Source organism: Cellulomonas sp. ES6 (genome assembly GCF_030053835.1).
Lineage (GTDB): Bacteria > Actinomycetota > Actinomycetes > Actinomycetales > Cellulomonadaceae > Cellulomonas.
This window is the reverse complement of sequence record NZ_CP125655.1, coordinates 1,877,888-1,892,810: the sequence shown is the minus strand read 5'-3', so window position 1 is coordinate 1,892,810 and position 14,923 is coordinate 1,877,888. Positions and strand designations below refer to the sequence as shown.

14 protein-coding genes are annotated in these 14,923 nt (G+C 77.6%); 10 read left to right on the top strand and 4 right to left on the bottom strand.

Annotation, left to right across the window (positions count from 1 at the left end; translation table 11 throughout):
* Window positions 1-27 precede the first annotated feature (27 nt).
* On the top strand, window positions 28-387 hold the full coding sequence (locus tag P9841_RS08935; RefSeq protein WP_283321670.1) for a DUF4229 domain-containing protein: 360 nt from the start codon (window positions 28-30) through the stop codon (window positions 385-387).
* A 29-nt stretch (window positions 388-416) separates the two neighbouring features.
* On the opposite strand, the gene P9841_RS08930 is transcribed toward P9841_RS08935, so the two are convergent.
* Together P9841_RS08930 and menE are read right to left on the bottom strand one after the other, a co-directional pair.
* Window positions 417-1,286, bottom strand: a complete 870-nt coding sequence (locus P9841_RS08930; protein ID WP_222171186.1) for a 1,4-dihydroxy-2-naphthoate polyprenyltransferase — start codon at window positions 1,284-1,286, stop codon at window positions 417-419.
* A 78-nt stretch (window positions 1,287-1,364) separates the two neighbouring features.
* Window positions 1,365-2,549: an o-succinylbenzoate--CoA ligase gene (menE, locus tag P9841_RS08925; protein WP_283321669.1), complete on the bottom strand. Its 1,185-nt coding sequence runs from the start codon at window positions 2,547-2,549 to the stop codon at window positions 1,365-1,367.
* Window positions 2,550-2,617: 68 nt separating this feature from the next.
* Here menE and P9841_RS08920 point away from each other — a divergent pair, with 68 nt between their 5' ends.
* Window positions 2,618-3,682 carry a DUF3048 domain-containing protein gene (locus P9841_RS08920; protein WP_283321668.1) on the top strand — a complete coding sequence of 355 codons (1,065 nt, stop codon included), beginning with the start codon at window positions 2,618-2,620 and terminating at the stop codon, window positions 3,680-3,682.
* 28 nt (window positions 3,683-3,710) lie between these two features.
* Here P9841_RS08920 and P9841_RS08915 read toward each other — a convergent pair whose 3' ends face one another.
* A complete protein-coding gene (locus P9841_RS08915) occupies window positions 3,711-4,691 on the bottom strand; it encodes a 1,4-dihydroxy-2-naphthoyl-CoA synthase (RefSeq protein ID WP_283321667.1) in 981 nt (326 codons plus the stop codon).
* A gap of 108 nt (window positions 4,692-4,799) precedes the next feature.
* On the opposite strand from P9841_RS08915, the gene P9841_RS08910 reads away from it, so the two are divergent.
* The 5 genes from P9841_RS08910 to P9841_RS08890 all read left to right on the top strand — a co-directional run bounded on the left by P9841_RS08910 (window position 4,800) and on the right by P9841_RS08890 (window position 10,526).
* Window positions 4,800-5,123, top strand: a complete 324-nt coding sequence (locus P9841_RS08910; protein WP_283321666.1) for a DMT family transporter — start codon at window positions 4,800-4,802, stop codon at window positions 5,121-5,123.
* Window positions 5,120-5,734 carry a TetR/AcrR family transcriptional regulator gene (locus P9841_RS08905; protein ID WP_283321665.1) on the top strand — a complete coding sequence of 205 codons (615 nt, stop codon included), beginning with the start codon at window positions 5,120-5,122 and terminating at the stop codon, window positions 5,732-5,734. Before P9841_RS08910 ends, P9841_RS08905 begins: the two co-directional genes overlap by 4 nt.
* 5 nt (window positions 5,735-5,739) lie before the next feature.
* Complete coding sequence (locus P9841_RS08900; RefSeq protein ID WP_283321664.1) at window positions 5,740-6,690, top strand: o-succinylbenzoate synthase; 951 nt, start codon at window positions 5,740-5,742, stop codon at window positions 6,688-6,690.
* The gene (gene menD / locus P9841_RS08895; protein ID WP_502848779.1) at window positions 6,687-8,543 is read left to right on the top strand and encodes a 2-succinyl-5-enolpyruvyl-6-hydroxy-3-cyclohexene-1-carboxylic-acid synthase; all 1,857 of its coding nucleotides are present in this window, start codon (window positions 6,687-6,689) and stop codon (window positions 8,541-8,543) included. The genes P9841_RS08900 and menD overlap by 4 nt, the downstream gene beginning before the upstream one ends.
* 123 nt (window positions 8,544-8,666) lie before the next feature.
* Window positions 8,667-10,526 carry a S1C family serine protease gene (locus tag P9841_RS08890; protein WP_283321663.1) on the top strand — a complete coding sequence of 620 codons (1,860 nt, stop codon included), beginning with the start codon at window positions 8,667-8,669 and terminating at the stop codon, window positions 10,524-10,526.
* A 289-nt stretch (window positions 10,527-10,815) separates the two neighbouring features.
* Here the strand turns inward: P9841_RS08890 and P9841_RS08885 are convergent, their stop codons facing one another.
* Entirely contained in the window at window positions 10,816-12,147 is a 1,332-nt protein-coding gene (locus P9841_RS08885) for an isochorismate synthase (RefSeq protein ID WP_283321662.1), read from the bottom strand.
* Window positions 12,148-12,324: 177 nt separating this feature from the next.
* On the opposite strand from P9841_RS08885, the gene P9841_RS08880 reads away from it, so the two are divergent.
* The 3 genes from P9841_RS08880 (at window position 12,325) to P9841_RS08870 (ending at window position 14,922) form a co-directional block, all read left to right on the top strand.
* Window positions 12,325-13,026 carry a demethylmenaquinone methyltransferase gene (locus tag P9841_RS08880; protein ID WP_283321661.1) on the top strand — a complete coding sequence of 234 codons (702 nt, stop codon included), beginning with the start codon at window positions 12,325-12,327 and terminating at the stop codon, window positions 13,024-13,026.
* A gap of 144 nt (window positions 13,027-13,170) precedes the next feature.
* Window positions 13,171-14,466 carry a geranylgeranyl reductase family protein gene (locus tag P9841_RS08875; protein ID WP_283321660.1) on the top strand — a complete coding sequence of 432 codons (1,296 nt, stop codon included), beginning with the start codon at window positions 13,171-13,173 and terminating at the stop codon, window positions 14,464-14,466.
* An 87-nt stretch (window positions 14,467-14,553) separates the two neighbouring features.
* A complete protein-coding gene (locus tag P9841_RS08870) occupies window positions 14,554-14,922 on the top strand; it encodes an NADH-quinone oxidoreductase subunit A (protein WP_283321659.1) in 369 nt (122 codons plus the stop codon).
* The last annotated feature ends 1 nt before the right edge of the window (window position 14,923 follow it).

Here is a 14,923-nt window from a genome sequence, read left to right as displayed (position 1 = left end):
GTCCCTGCTGCGGCCTACGCTGGGCGGGTGCCCGTGGTGACGTACTCCCTGCTCCGCCTCGCCCTGTTCGTGGTCTGCCTGGCCGGCCTCGTGCTCGCCGGGACGGGCTGGCTGCTCGGCGTGGTGCTCGCCGCGGTGCTCGCGGCGCTGCTGTCGTACCTGCTGCTCGCCGGCCCGCGCGACCGTGCGGCGCTCTGGCTGCAGGCCCGCTCGGAGGCGCGCGGCGACCGGCCGCGCTTGTCGCGCCGGGCCACGGAGGACGCCGCCGCCGAGGACGCGGCCGTCGACGCGGCGACCGACGGGCCTGCCGCGCCCGCCGGGCCCGCCGCGCCCGCCGGGCCCGACTCGCCCCGCCCGGACGGCCCGACCCCGGGCCGCCTGTTCTGACCGGCGTCAGAGCGCTGTTCTGACCGGCGTCAGAGCGCCAGGCCGAGCCCCAGCAGCACGCCGAACGCGAGCTCGTACATCCCGGTCCCGGCGAGCACCGGCACCAGCGCGATCCCGCGGGCGCCGACCAGCACCGTGAACGCGAGCAGCCCGGCCGGCAGCGCCAGCAGCATGACGAGCAGCGCCCACGGGTTCGCCAGGGCGCAGGCGACGCCGAGCAGGACGGGCAGCACCACCATCACCGCGTAGACGACGCGCGCGCGCCGCTCGCCGATCCGCACGGCGAGCGTGCGCTTGCCGACCAGGGCGTCCGTGGGGACGTCCCGCAGGTTGTTGACCATGAGCAGCGCGCACGCGATCAGCCCGACGGCGACCGCCCCCACCCAGGCGGGCCAGGTGAGCCGCCCGGCCTGGGTGTACGTGGTGCCGAGCACCGCGACGAGCCCGAAGAACAGGAACACGCCGACCTCGCCGAGGCCCAGGTACCCGTACGGGCGCCGGCCGCCGGTGTAGAACCACGCCGCCAGGACGCACAGCGCGCCGACCGCGAGCAGCCACCACTGCCCGGACAGGGCGACCAGGGCGAGGCCCAGCACCCCCGCGACGCCGAACGCGGCGAAGGCCGCCCCGCGCACCGCCCGCGGCCGTGCGGCCCCGCTGGCCGTGAGCCGCATCGGGCCGACCCGCTCGGTGTCGGTCCCGCGCACCCCGTCGGAGTAGTCGTTCGCGTAGTTCACGCCGACCTGCAGGGCCAGGGCCACCCCCGCGGCGAGCAGGGCCCGGCCGAGGTGCGCCGCATCGACCTGCGCGGCGGCGCCGGTGCCGACCAGCACGGGCGCCACGGCGGCGGGCAGGGTGCGCGGGCGGGCGCCGGCGATCCACTCGGACGAGGTGGCCATGGTGCTCCTGGGGTCGGGGTGCGGGCGGGTCGGGTGCGGCGGGCGGGAGCCGGGTGCGACCGTACCTCGCCGGTCCGCTCAGGCCGGTGGCGGGGCCGCGCGGGCGAGGGAGCGACCCGCCAGGTCGGCGGCCGCCCTCCGGTCGGGCTTGCCCGGCCCGCGCAGCGGCAGGGCGTCGACCAGGACGAGGTGCCGGGGCGCGGCGGGCGCGGTGAGCCGCTCGGCTACGGCGCGGCGCAGCGGGGCGAGCTCCGGCACCGGCGCGGCGGGGTCCGGGACGACGACGGCGACGAGCGCCTGCCCCCACTCGGCGTCGGGGACGCCGACGACCAGCACCTCGCCGACGCCCTCCTGCGTCGCGAGCACCCGCTCGACCGCGGCGGGCGCGACCTTCACCCCCCCGGTCACCAGGACGTCGTCCGCCCGGCCGAGCACCTCGAGGCGCGCGGGGCCGTCGCCGGTCGGGGCGGCCCACCGGCCGAGGTCGCTGGTGCGCAGCCACCGGACGCCGTCGCGCCGCTCGAACAGCTCCGCGTCCAGGTCGGGCCGTCCGCGGTAGCCCGCGGCGAGCACGGGCCCGGCCAGCCGGATCCGGCCGTCGTCGTCCAGCGCGACGGAGACGCCCTCGAGCGGCTCGCCGTCGTACACGCAGCCGCCGCAGGTCTCCGACATGCCGTACGTGGTGACGACCCGGGCGCCCGCGTCACGGGCGCGACCGACGAGACCGGGCGGGCTCGCCGCGCCGCCCAGCAGCACCGCGTCGTAGGAGGCCAGCGCCGCCCGGCCCTCGGCGTCGGCGAGCAGGCGGTGCACCTGCGTGGGCACCAGCGACGTGTAGCGGCGGGTCGGGCCCGGCAGCGCGCGGGTGGCCGCCGCGAAGGCGTCCGGGCGGAACGGCCCGCCGAGCACGGCGGGCTCGGTGCCGGCGACCAGCGACCGGACGAGCACCTGCAGCCCGGCGACGTGCGCGGGCGGCAGCGGCAGCAGCCACCGGCCCGGGCCGCCGAGCCGGCGGTGCGTCGCCTCCGCGGACGCCCGCAGCGCCGCGGCGGTCAGCATCACCTCGCGGGGCGCCCCGGTCGACCCGGAGGTCCGCACGAGCAGCGCGACGTCGTCGGGCACGGTGCCGCCGTCACCGTCCGGCGCGGCGTCCTCGACGGGCAGCACCGCCGGGCCCGTCCCGTCGAGCGCGGCGGCGAGCGCCTCGCGCAGCGCGGGGACCCCGGCGGCGGTGGCGGTCACGGCGCGGACGGGTCGGCTCACCCGGCCAGGGTAGGTCCGCCCGTAGAGTGTCGCGGAACGCACGACGGCGGCACGGAGGTCCGGAAGAGATGGTCCACACCACGACGCGGCGGCTGCGGCGCGCAGGCGCGCTGGCGGTCGCGGCGACGCTGCTCGTCGCCGGGTGCTCCCAGCAGGAGGCGCCCGCGCCCGAGGCCACCACGGTGGCTCCGGTGCTCGACCCGCACAAGACGGCGGCGCCCGAGCCCGTCGTGCCCGCCACCTGGCCGCTCACCGGCGTGGCCGGGGAGATCGCGAACCGCCCGGCGCTCGCGGTGAAGGTCGAGAACACGGCGACCGCCCGCCCGCAGTCGGGGCTCCAGCAGGCCGACGTGGTCTGGGAGACGATCGTCGAGTTCGACGTCTCGCGCCTGGTCGCGGTCTTCCACTCGCAGATCCCCTCGGAGATCGGCCCGATCCGCTCGGTGCGCCCGATGGACCCGGACATCGTGGCCCCGCTCAACGGCCTGCTGACGTTCTCCGGCGGCCAGCCCGGCATCCTCGCGCTCGTGGACGCCAGCCCCGTGCAGCCGATCAGCCACGACGCCGGCGCCGCGGGCCTGTACCGCGTCAGCAGCCGCAGCGCGCCGCACAACGTCTACGGCGACCCGAACGCCCTGTGGGCGCAGGCCGACGCCAACCACCAGAACAGCCCGGGGCAGCAGTTCGACTTCGCCCGCACGCCGGAGCGCGCGACGGCGGTCACCGACGGCACCCCGGCGACGACCCTGGCCTTCGACCTGTCCAGCCAGTCGAAGCCGTCCTGGACGTGGAACGGCACCGTCTGGGAGCGATCGGAGGGGACCACCCCGGCGACCGACGCGACCGGCGCGCGCCTCACGGCGACCAACGTCGTGTCCATCGTGGCGGACCACCCGGGCACCGGGTTCGGCGCCCAGAACGGCGCGACGGTGCCGACGTACGTGCTCGGTGGCGGCTCCGGCGAGGGCACGCTGGCCACGGGCGGCAGGACGGTCGCGGTCCGCTGGCAGAAGGAGTCGCGCGACGCGCCCCTGGTGCTGACGACCGCGGACGGGAAGACCGCGGAGCTCGCCCCGGGCAACACCTGGGTGGAGCTGGTGCCGAACGGCTCCGGGTCGCTGACCGTCTCCTGACGGCCCCGGCGCCCCGGCGTGCCCCGCGTCAGTAGGCGTACGGGAACCGGCTCCAGTCGGGGTCGCGGCGCTCCAGGAACGCGTCGCGGCCCTCGACGGCCTCGTCGGTCATGTACGCGAGCCGCGTCGCCTCGCCCGCGAAGACCTGCTGCCCGGCGAGGCCGTCGTCCGCGAGGTTGAACGCGAACTTCAGCATCCGCACCGCCTGCGGGGACTTCGTGGCGATGATCCGCGCGTACTCCAGCGCGGCGTCCTCGAGGTGCTCGTGGTCGACCACGTCGTTGACGGCGCCCCAGGCGTAGGCCTGCTCCGCGGAGTACTCGCGGGCGAGGAAGAAGATCTCCCGGGCGCGCTTCTGGCCCACCTGGCGGGCGAGCAGGGCGGAGCCGTACCCGCCGTCGAACGAGCCCACGTTCGCGTCGGTCTGCATGAACCGCGCGTGCTGCCGGGAGGCGATGGTCAGGTCGGCCACGACGTGCAGCGAGTGGCCGCCGCCGGCGGCCCAGCCGTTCACCACGGCCACGACGACCTTCGGCATCGTGCGGATGAGGCGCTGCACCTCGAGGATGTGCAGCCGCCCGGCGCGCGCGGGGTCGATGTGGTCGGCCGTCGCCGCCTCGGGGGAGTCGGTGTAGCGGTAGCCGTCGCGCCCGCGGATGCGCTGGTCGCCGCCCGAGCAGAACGCGTACCCGCCGTCCTTGGGGCTGGGCCCGTTGCCGGTGAGCAGCACCGTCCCCACGTCCGACGTCATGCGCGCGTGGTCGAGCACCCGGTACAGCTCGTCGACGGTGTGCGGCCGGAACGCGTTGCGGACCTCCGGCCGGTCGAACGCCACGCGCACGACGGGCAGGTCGCGCACGGTGCCGTCCGCCGCCCGGGCGACCCCGCGGTGGTACGTCAGGTCGGTGAGCTCGCCGACGCCGGTGACGGTCCGCCACCGGGAGGGGTCGAAGGTGTCGGAGACGCGCGGGGGCACCGGCGGCGCAGCGGGGCGGGTGGGCTCGGTCACCCGCCCAGCGTAGGGCGCCCGGCACTCTGGTACGCTCGTACCAGAAAGGTGGGCGCGGGACGGCGGACGAGGCCACCCGGCGCGCCCGCCGCGAAGGGTGCGTGCCGCATGGCGTGGGTCGTCCTGATCCTGTCCGGGCTGCTCGAGGCCGGCTGGGCCCTCAGCCTCAAGGCGTCCGACGGCTTCAGCAGGCTGTGGCCCAGCGTCGCGTTCGTGGTGCTCGCCGTCGCGTCGTTCGCCGGCCTGAGCTGGGCGCTGCGTGAGCTGCCCGTCGGTGCGGCGTACGCGGTCTGGGTCGGCGTGGGTGCGGCCACCACCGCGATCCTCGCCGTCGTCCTGCTGGACGAGCCGCTCTCGGTGCTCAAGGTGGTGTCGCTGGTGCTCATCGTCGCCGGCGTCATCGGGCTGAACCTGTCGGGCGGGCACGGGTGACGACCGCCGCCCGCCCGGCCGGCACGGCCAAGGGGGAGCGCCGCCGCGAGCAGCTCGCCCGCGCGGCGGCCGACCTGGTGCGCGAGCAGGGGCCGGCCGCGCTCAGCCACCGGGCGGTGGCGGCCCGGGCGGGGCTCCCGCTCGCGGCGACCACGTACTACTACCGCGGTCTCGACGACCTGGCCGCCGCGGCCGGCAGCGCGCTGGTGGCGGACTGGGTCGCCCACGCGGACGGGGTGCTGCGGCGCGTGCGGTCCGCCCCGGCGCCCGACCCCGTCGCCGCGGTGGTGGAGGCGGTGCTGCCGCCCGGCGACGACGCCGCCGTCCGCGCGCACTACGAGCAGCTCCTCGCGGCCGCTCGGGTGCCGGCGCTCGCGGCGGCGATCGGTGCCGGCCGCGCCCGGCTCGACGCGGTGCTGGAGCGGCTGCTCGACGCGCTCGGGCTGCGCGACGTGGCCGCCGGGACCGCCCTCGCGGTGGTGGACGGCGCCGTGGTCGCCGCCGCGAGCGAGGGCCGCCCGGTCCGGGAGACGGCCCGCGCCCTGCTGGCGGGAGCGCTGCCCGGGGGTGTGCCGGCGCCCCGTGGCGCGGGCGCCGACGCCGTACGCTGAGGCGCGTGCACGTCTACGCGATCCCGCTGCGCACGCGCTTCCGCCGGATCACGGTGCGCGAGGGCGTCCTGCTGCGCGGCGACGCCGGGTGGGGCGAGTTCAGCCCGTTCTGGGACTACGACGCCGCCGAGTCCGCGGCGTGGTGGCGGGCGGCGCGCGAGGGCGCGGACCGGGGCTGGCCGGAGCCGGTCCGCGACCGGGTGCCCGTCAACGTGACCGTCCCGGCGGTCGGGCCGGACGCCGCGCGACGGATCGTGCTCGCCTCCGGCGGCTGCACCACCGCCAAGGTGAAGGTCGCCGAACCCGGCCAGGGCGCCGCCGAGGAGGCCGACCGGCTCGCCGCCGTCCGCGAGGCGCTCGGCCCCCACGGGTCCATCCGGGTCGACGCGAACGCCGCCTGGGACGTCGAGACCGCCGTCGACCGGCTCGCGCTGCTGGACCGCGCCGCCCGGGGGCTCGAGTACGCCGAGCAGCCCGTCGCGTCGGTCGACGACCTCGCGCGCGTCCGCCGGGCGACGCACGTGCCCATCGCCGCGGACGAGTCCATCCGCCGGGCCGAGGACCCGCTGGCGGTGGTGCGGGCCGAGGCCGCCGACGTCGTGGTGCTCAAGGTGCAGCCCCTCGGCGGGGTGCGCGCCTGCCTCGAGCTCGCCGAGCGCGTCGGGCTGCCGGTGGTCGTGTCCTCCGCGCTCGAGTCCTCCGTGGGCCTGGCCGCCGGGGTCGCGCTGGCGGCCGCGCTGCCGGAGCTGCCGTTCGCCTGCGGGCTGGCGACCGCGCAGCTGCTGACCGCCGACGTGGCCGCGCCGCCGCTGCTGCCCGTCGACGGCGCGCTGCGCGTCGCGGACGCCCTCGCCGTGGCCCCCGACCCCGAGCGGCTCGCCGCGACGGCCGCCGACGCCGCGACGGCGCAGCGGTGGGCGGACCGGGTCGCGGCGGTGCGGGCGGTGGCCGCGTGACCGGGGAGGCCGCCGTGACCGGCCCCGCGCCGGCGGAGCGGGACGGCTCGTCGGCCCCGGTGGCTCCGCCGGCCCCGCCCGCGCCGCCCGCGCCGCACGCCGCGCGCGTCCTGCTCACCGAGCTCGCGGCCCACGGCGTGCGCGACGTCGTGCTCGCGCCCGGGTCCCGCAGCGCGCCGCTCGCCGCCGCCCTCGCCGACGCCGCCCTCCCCGCGGGCGAGCGCCCGGCCGGCGCTCCGGCGCTCCGGCTGCACGTGCGGGTCGACGAGCGCGACGCCGCGTTCCTGGCGCTCGGCCTGGCGCGGGCGGCCGTCGTCGAGGGCGCCCCGCGCCCCGTCGCGGTCGTGACGACCTCCGGCACGGCGGTCGCCCACCTGCACGCCGCCGTGCTCGAGGCGCACCACGCGGGCCTCCCGCTGCTGCTGCTGACCGCCGACCGGCCGCACGAGCTCCGCGGCACGGGCGCGAACCAGACCACCGTCCAGGCCGGCATCTTCGGTCCCGCGGTGCGACTCGACGCCGACGTGCCGGCGCCCACCGGACGCCCCGGCGAGGACCGCGACCTGCGGCACCTGGTGACGCGGGCGGTCGCCGCGGCGCTCGGCACCCGCACCGCCGACCCCGGCCCCGTGCACCTCGACCTGGCGTACCGCGAGCCGCTCGGCGTCGACGACGCGGCGTGGCCCGCGCCGGACGCGGCCGGCCGGCCGGACGTCGTGGCGCGCGTGCCCGCGGGGTCGCCGCGCGCGGACGGGTGGGGCGCCCCGGAGCCCGCGGATCCGCCGGGTCCCGTCGTGGTGGTGGCCGGTGACGCCGCGGGGCCGGACGCGCGCCGGCTCGCGGAGGCCCGGGGGTGGCCGCTGCTGGCGGAGCCGTCGTCGGGCGCGCGCGGCGGACCGAACGCCCTGGCGGCCTACCGCCTGCTGCTCGCCGACCCGGACCTCGGCGGTCGGGTGCGGTCGGTCGTCCTGCTCGGCCGGCCGACGCTGTCCCGCCCGGTGAGCGCGCTGCTCGCCCGCGACGACGTCGACCTGACCGTGGTCGCGCCGTCGGGCGCGGGCTGGCCGGACGCCGGACGCGCGGCGGACCGCGTGCTGCCCGGTGTGCCGTCGTCCTGGCTGGCGGGTCCCGCGGGCGACCCCCGCTGGCTGGCGGCCTGGCAGCGCGCGGACGCCGCCGCGTCCGAGGCCCTCGACGCGCTGCTGGACGACGACCCGTCGGCGCCCCCGATCCGCGGCACGCCCCCCATGACCGGGCCGCGCGCGGTGCGGCACGTCGCGCGGGCGTGCCTGCCCGGCGACGTGCTCGTGGTCGGCTCCTCGAACCCCGTGCGGGACCTCGACCTGGTGGCGCGCTGGGACTCCCCGCCCGCGGTGGTCGCCAACCGCGGCCTGGCCGGCATCGACGGCATGGTGTCCACGGCGGCCGGGGTCGCGCTCGGGCTGCCCGGGCGCCGGGTGCGGGCGCTCGTCGGCGACCTCACGTTCCTGCACGACGTGGGCGGCCTGCTGGTGCCCACGACGGAGCAGGTGCCGGACCTGCAGGTCGTGGTCCTCAACGACGGCGGCGGGTCGATCTTCGCGACCCTCGAGCACGGCGCGCCGGAGCGTGCCCGGGCGTTCGAGCGGGTGTTCGCGACGCCGCACGCCGCCGACCTCGCGGCGCTGTGCGCGGGGTACGGGGTACGGCACGTGCGCGTCGGCGACGGGCCGGCGCTCGACGCCGCGCTCGCGGCGCCCGGCCGGGGGCTGTCGGTGGTCGAGGTCCGCGTCGACCGCGCCGACCGGCGCGCGCTCGGGGACCGGCTGGCGGCCGCGGTGAGGGACGCGGTCCGGGGGCCCGCGGGGCGCTGACCTCCGTCGGCGCGCCGGTGGTCGCTCGCCGTCGTCGCCGAACTCGCAGCAGACTCCCAGGTTCCCCCGAGCGTCGCTCCAGGGGCGAGGAGTCTCATGGTCGGCGAGAAGGAGGAACCGACCATGACCAGCACCCCCGAGGGACACCGGCCGGACGCGGGCGCCGCGCAGCCGCAGCGTGACGAGCAGCTCGCCGCCGCGCCGCAGGCGCCCGCCCCCACCCAGCCCGTGCCCGCGCCGCAGGGCACCGCCCCGACCGAGCACCTCCCGCAGCACGACCGCGCCGCCGCCACCGAGCCGCTGGCGGCCACCCCGGCCGCCGGGCCGCAGGACCAGCCGCCGGCCGGCCCGCCCGCGTCCGCGACGCATCCGCAGGAGGCCCCGACCCAGCGCATCACGCCCGCGGCGACGCAGGCGGTGCCGCAGGCCGCCGCCCCGCAGCCCCCGTACCCCGCGCCGTACCACCACGGCGCGCCGCAGGCCCCCGCGCCGCAGCCGGGCCCCTACGCCCACGCCGCGGCGCAGCAGCCCGCCCCGGCACCGCAGCCCGCCGCCGGGCAGCCCGCCGCCGGACAGGGTGCCGCGGGCCACGACCCGCTGGCGGCCTTCCGCCGGCCGGCCCCGGCGGGCGAGGCCCCGGCCGGTCCGGGCGGCCCGGCCGTCCCCGGCCCCGGAGCCCCCGAGGGCGGGTCGCGGTCCCCGCGCAACCGCCTGTGGCTGCCGGTCGTCGGCGTCGCCGCGGCCGCGGCCCTGCTCGGCAGCCTCGGCACCGCGGCGCTCACCGGCGCGTTCGACGACCAGGACGGCGGCGGCTCCCGCGCCGCGGACATCTCGTCGATCGGCCGCTCCGAGAGCGACACCGTCCCGGTCTCGGGCTCCTCCACGGAGGACCCCGACTGGCAGGCCGTCGCGTCGGCCGTGCAGGCGTCCGTCGTCGCGATCCAGGTCACCACCAGCAACGGCGGGGCCGAGGGCTCCGGCGTGATCGTGGACTCCGAGGGTCACGTCGTCACCAACAACCACGTCGTGTCCGGCGCGGAGAACGGCGAGGTGCAGGTCACCCTCACCGACGGCCGCATCTTCACGGCCGACGTCGTGGGCACGGACCCGACCACGGACCTGGCCGTCGTGCAGCTGCGGGACGCCCCGGACGACCTGTCGCCCGCCACGTTCGGCAGCGTCGGGGACGTCGCGGTCGGCGACCCGGTCATGGCGGTCGGCAACCCGCTCGGCCTGGCCAACACCGTGACCACCGGCATCGTGTCCGCGCTCGACCGACCGGTGTCGACCACCGAGTCCGGGGCGTCCGACACCGTCGTGACGAACGCGATCCAGATCGACGCGGCCGTGAACCCCGGCAACTCCGGCGGTCCGCTGTTCGACGCGCAGGGCCGGGTCATCGGCATCACGTCGTCCATCGCCACCACGTCGAGCCAGTCCGGCTCGATCGGCCTGGGCTTCGCGATCCCGGTCGACGTGGTCGACATGATCTCCGGCCAGCTCATCCAGGACGGCACCGCGGAGCACGCGTTCCTCGGCGTCACCCTGGGCGACGGCACGGCCACCGCCGACGGCGTGACGCGCGCCGGGGCGACGGTCAAGAGCGTCTCCGACGGCACGCCGGCCGCGAAGGCCGGGCTGGAGCCCGACGACGTCATCGTGGCGATCGACGGTCGCGCCGTGGGCGGGGCGGAGTCGCTGACCGGCTACGTCCGGGCGCACGCGTCCGGCGACCAGGTCACCCTCACGGTGGTGCGCGACGGGAAGTCGATGGACGTCGACGTGACCCTCGCGACGCTCGAGGCCACCGCGACGCAGGACCAGGGCTCGGGCCAGGGCGGCTCCGAGCAGGGTGGTTCGGAGCAGGGTGGGTCCGAGCAGGGTGAGCAGCAGTCGCCCGGCCAGGGCCCCGGCAGCCTGGAGGACATGACCCCCGAGCAGCTCTGGGAGTGGTTCCAGCAGCAGCAGCAGGGCCGCGGCTGACCCCGCGCCCCACGACCGCCCGGGCGGGTGACCCCCTGCCCCGTCCGGGCCTCCGGCGGCGGGTCCTGCCCCCCGCCGCCGCACCGACGGCCCCCGTCGCAGCGCCCACCCCCGGCGCGCGGCGGGGGCCGCCGTCCGTCCGGTGCGCTGCCGCACCGCCGGGGTCGCGCGGTGGACGTGCCGGCGTCGTGAGCAGACCAGAACCGGTGCGTTCGGATCCGTTCGCGCGGACGCGCGCGGCGTGTCGGTGCGTGCGGATCCGATCGTCCGGGCGACGTGGGCCGGCGCGTCAGTCCGTCGCGAGCGCCGTCCGCATCGGGACCAGCTTCGCCCGCGACTCCGCGAGCTCCGCCGCCGGGTCGGACGCCGCGACGATGCCGCAGCCCGCGAACAGCCGCAGCCGGTGCGGGTCGTCCGGGTCGAGCTCGGCCGAGCGCAGCCCGATGCCCCACTCGCCGTCGCCGTCCGCGCCGACCCAGCCGACGGGCCCGGCGTACCGCGCGCGGTCCATGCCCTCGACGCGTCGGATCAGCGCCCGGGCGGCGTCGGTCGGCGTCCCGCACACCGCGGCCGTCGGGTGCAGCGCGGCCGCGAGCGCGAGCGAGGTCGGGTGCGGCACGTCGCCGCCCTCGCCGGCACCCGCGAGCACCCCGGTCACGTCGGACGCCAGGTGCAGCACGTTCGGCAGGTGCAGCACGAACGGCGCGTCGGGCACGTTGGTGGACGAGCAGAACGGCGCGAGCGCCCGGGCCACGGAGGTCACCGCGTACTCGTGCTCCTCGAGGTCCTTCGACGAGTGCGCGAGGATCGCGGCGTGCGCCAGGTCGGCGTCGTCGTCGCCGGTGCGCCGGATCGTCCCGGCGAGCACGCGCGAGGTGACCAGGCCCTTGTCCGACCGGACGAGCAGCTCCGGCGTCGCGCCGATCAGCCCGTCGACGGAGAACGTCCAGCAGGTCGGGTAGCGCTCCGCGAGGCGCCCGAGCGCGTGCCGGACGTCCAGCGGCTCCGTGGTGGTGGCCACCTCGTCGCGCGCGAGCACCACCTTGTCGACCTCGCCGGCGCGGATCGCGGCGACGCCGCGAGCCACGACCTCCGGCCAGTCCTCGGCCGGGACGGAGCCGGAGGAGTACGTCACCTCGCCGGGGGCGCGCACGGGCGTCAGCCCGGCGACGTGCCGGGCGACCGTCGTCCAGTCGGGGGCGGGCCCGAGCGCGCCGGCCGTGCCGACCACCGTCAGCCAGGCGCGGCCGTCGCGGCGGCCCACGACGACCTCCGGCACCACGAGCACGCCGCCCGCCGCGGAGGCGTCGTCGAAGGCGAACGAGCCGAACGCCACCGGCCCGGTGCCGGGCAGCCGCACCTCGTCGCGGACCACCGCGTGCGCGACGACCTGCTGCCACGCCCGCTCGGCGTCGGCGAACCGCGTCGCGCCCGCGACCTCGACCCGCGCCGCCTCGCCCCAGCCGACCAGGCCGTCGCCGCGGCGCACCCACGTGAGCGGTGCGTCCTCGGGGAGCAGGGACAGCAGGTCGTCGGGGGCGTCGAGCGGGACGGTGCGCACCACGAGCGGCTCGGGGTGCGGGGACGCGGCGGTGCCGCGGTCGCCGAGGGGGCTGGTCATCGCCGACCAGGGTACGACCGCCACCGCCCTGCCCACGTCTTCGGCCCCGCCCACCCGGCCCCGTTCGGATCCGTCCACCCCGACGCGCCGGGCGTGCCCGTCCGTCCGGATCCGAACGCCGCCGGCGCCGGCCCCCGCGTGCGCGCCCGCCCCCGGCGGACCTGACACCATGGCCCCATGCCCCGTGCCTCCCTCGACAAGGACCCCCGCGACGTCGCCAGCATGTTCGACGGCGTCGCCCGCCGGTACGACCTGACCAACGACGTGCTGTCGCTGGGCCAGGACCGCGCGTGGCGCCGCGCGACCCTCAAGGCGCTCGACGCCCTGCCGGGGGAGACGGTGCTGGACCTCGCGGCGGGGACGGGCACGTCCAGCGAGCCGCTGGCGGACGCCGGCGTCAAGGTCGTGCCGTGCGACCTGTCGACGGGGATGCTCACGGTCGGCAAGCGGCGGCGCCCGGACCTGCCGTTCACCGCGGGGGACGCGACGGCGCTGCCCTTCGCGGACGGGGTGTTCGACGCGGTGACCATCTCGTTCGGGCTGCGGAACGTCGTGGACACGGTCCGCGCGCTGCGGGAGATGCGCCGGGTGACCCGGCCGGGCGGACGCCTGGTGGTGTGCGAGTTCTCGACGCCGTCCTGGGCGCCGTTCCGCGCCGTGTACGACGGGTACCTGACCAGGGCGCTGCCGGCGGTGGCGCGCGTCGTGGCGCGCGAGTCGGCGGCGTACACGTACCTCGCGGAGTCGATCCAGGACTGGCCGGACCAGGTCGGGCTGGCCCGGCTGCTGCACGAGGCGGGCTGGAGCTCGGTCGCGTACCGGAACCTGTCGGGCGGGATCGTCGCGCTGCATCGTGGGACGAATCCGGGACCCCGGTAGGACCAGTCGTGGGACGAAAGTCCCGCAGGTGCCCTGGTCAGGAGCGACGAGGCTACTGAGGCAAGCCTTCGCAGACAGGACCTTGGTCCGATCACTAGACTCGGCCTGAAACAGGTGTGAAGGCATTCACAAATGGGGCGAACTGTGCACAGTGGCAAGAGCGACGACGCGGACGTCATCGTCGTCGGCGCCGGACCCGGTGGGTCCAGCGCGGCCTACCACTGCGCCGCCGCCGGGCTGTCCGTGCTGCTGCTCGACAAGGCCTCCTTCCCGCGCGACAAGGTCTGCGGCGACGGCCTGACCCCGCGCGCCGTGGCGGAGCTCGCCCGCATGGGCGTCCCGCTGCGCGAGGAGGACGGCTGGATCCGCAACGTCGGCCTGCGCGTCCTCGGCGGCGGGCACGTCGTCGAGCTGCCGTGGCCCGAGCTGTCGTCCTACCCGTCGTACGGGCTGGCGCGCTCGCGGATGTCGCTGGACCACCTGCTGCTGGAGCACGCCCGCGCCGCCGGCGCCAAGGTGCAGGATCGCACCAACGTCACCGGCCCGCTGCTGGACGAGCGCACCGGCCGCGTGGTCGGCGTGCAGGCGCGCCCGGTCGACGCGGACGGCCGCCGCGCCGGCGACCCCGTCACGTACCGCGCGCCGGTGGTCATCGCGGCCGACGGCGTCTCCGCCCGCCTCGCGACCGGCCTCGGCCTGGAGAAGCGCGACGACCGCCCCCTGGGCGTGGCCGTCCGCACGTACTTCCGCACCCCGCGCCACGACGACCCGTGGATGGAGAGCCACCTCGAGCTCTGGGACGGCGTGCCCCACGCGTCGAACCTCATGCCCGGCTACGGCTGGATCTTCTCGCTCGGCGACGGCACCGCGAACGTCGGCCTCGGCTCGGTGTCCTCCACGGCCGCCGCCACGAAGGTCGACTACAAGGACCTCTTCGCGAAGTGGATGGCGAACGCCCCCGCGGAGTGGGAGTTCACCCCGGAGAACCAGCTCGGCCCCGTCCGCGGGGCCGCGCTGCCGATGGGGTTCAACCGCGGCCCGCTGTACGGCCGCGGCCTCATGCTGGTCGGCGACGCGGCCGGCATGGTGAGCCCGTTCAACGGCGAGGGCATCGCGTACGCCCTGCAGGCCGGCCGGGTCGCGGCGGACGCGATCGTCCAGGCCACCGCGCGGGGCACCGCCGCCGGACGGGAGCGCGCGCTCGCCACCTACGGCTCGCGCATGAAGGACGACCTGGGCGGCTACTACTCGCTCGGCCGGGTGTTCGTGAAGCTCATCGAGCACCCCCAGGTCATGCGCGTGTGCACGCGGTACGGGCTGCCCCGCCCGACCGTCATGAAGCTCACGCACAAGCTGCTCGCCGACTGCTACGAGCCGCGCGGCGGCGACTGGGCGGACCGGACGATCGCGGCGCTCGCACGGCTGGCGCCGGCCGCATGACCGCACCACCCTGACGAGGGGGACCTCGCCCGTCCCCGCCGTCCCACGACCGGCCCGCACTCCACCCCCCACCGGGAGAGCAAACCGATGACCAACCCGTACATCCCCCTCCTCGTCATGATGGGGGTGGCTGCCGTCCTCGCCGTCGGCGGCCTCGCCGCCAGCGCCGTGATCGGCCCCAAGCGGTACAACCGCGCGAAGCTCGAGGCCTACGAGTGCGGCATCCAGCCGACCCCGCACGCCGTGGGCGGCGGGCGGTTCCCGGTGAAGTACTACCTGGTCGCGATGACCTTCATCATCTTCGACATCGAGGTCGTGTTCCTGTACCCGTGGGCGGTGTCCTTCGCCGAGCTCGCGGTGTTCGGGCTGGTGGCGATGATGGGGTTCCTGGCGCTGATCACGGTGCCGTTCCTGTACGAGTGGCGCCGCGGCGGCCTGGAGTGGGACGAGGACTGAC

What these genes read in the sequence shown, in the direction of transcription:
- P9841_RS08930 (WP_222171186.1), bottom strand. Translation starts at nt 1,286, where the DNA reads ATGGCCACCTCGTCCGAGTGGATCGCCGGCGCCCGCCCGCGCACCCTG.
- P9841_RS08920 (WP_283321668.1), top strand. Translation starts at nt 2,618, where the DNA reads ATGGTCCACACCACGACGCGGCGGCTGCGGCGCGCAGGCGCGCTGGCG.
- P9841_RS08910 (WP_283321666.1), top strand. Translation starts at nt 4,800, where the DNA reads ATGGCGTGGGTCGTCCTGATCCTGTCCGGGCTGCTCGAGGCCGGCTGG.
- P9841_RS08890 (WP_283321663.1), top strand. Translation starts at nt 8,667, where the DNA reads ATGACCAGCACCCCCGAGGGACACCGGCCGGACGCGGGCGCCGCGCAG.
- P9841_RS08885 (WP_283321662.1), bottom strand. Translation starts at nt 12,147, where the DNA reads ATGACCAGCCCCCTCGGCGACCGCGGCACCGCCGCGTCCCCGCACCCC.
- P9841_RS08880 (WP_283321661.1), top strand. Translation starts at nt 12,325, where the DNA reads ATGCCCCGTGCCTCCCTCGACAAGGACCCCCGCGACGTCGCCAGCATG.
- P9841_RS08870 (WP_283321659.1), top strand. Translation starts at nt 14,554, where the DNA reads ATGACCAACCCGTACATCCCCCTCCTCGTCATGATGGGGGTGGCTGCC.